This is a genomic window from Flagellimonas halotolerans (genome assembly GCF_035818535.1).
GTDB lineage: Bacteria > Bacteroidota > Bacteroidia > Flavobacteriales > Flavobacteriaceae > Flagellimonas > Flagellimonas halotolerans.
The window spans coordinates 1-584 of the sequence record NZ_JAYKYV010000041.1; the positions used below are offsets into that span (position 1 = coordinate 1).

The 584-nt window shown below is 49.8% G+C and carries 1 protein-coding gene; it reads right to left on the reverse strand.

Annotation, left to right across the window (positions count from 1 at the left end; genetic code table 11):
- Positions 1-584: TIM barrel protein (locus tag VM932_RS16695; RefSeq protein WP_326280435.1), on the reverse strand; the 584-nt coding region annotated here is incomplete at both ends.

Here is a 584-nt window from a genome sequence, read left to right on the forward strand (position 1 = left end):
ATGTTGGGGATCAGGTTCCCCTCTTGGATCTGTTGGTGGTAAATGTCAAAAAGTATCTTGCAGGAGGGACTGTCCACAGCCTTGCATATTTCATAGGCTTGGGGACTGTCGGTAAGAAACAGTCCGGGATGGTCCCTGAAGTTAAGGGGCTCCAATACCATGGTCAATCCATGTGGCTCCAATAGTTCGCAGGCCCTTTTGAGCGATTCAACAACATTTGCGGTCTGATAGCCCATGCGCAAACGAAGGTCCACATGTCCGGGGACCACGGTCATCCATTTGGCATTTACCCGCTTGGCGACATCGATGGATTCCTTTATCTCTTTCAGAAACTTTTCACGCAGTGAGGTGTCCCCATTGGTGAGGTTGGGCTTGTTCCAGAAAATTTCATGGGCAACGAAGACCCCCATACCAATCCCACGTTTTTGCATGGTTCTGGCCATTTGTTCCTGTAGGCCCGTGGTCCTACCTTTCATGCCATTGTCCTCAAAGGCCGTAAATCCCATGTCTGCCATAAAGTTCAATTGATCGATGGGATCGTCCCCGGCCGATTCCTTGAACATGCCCAAATGCGGTGCATATTT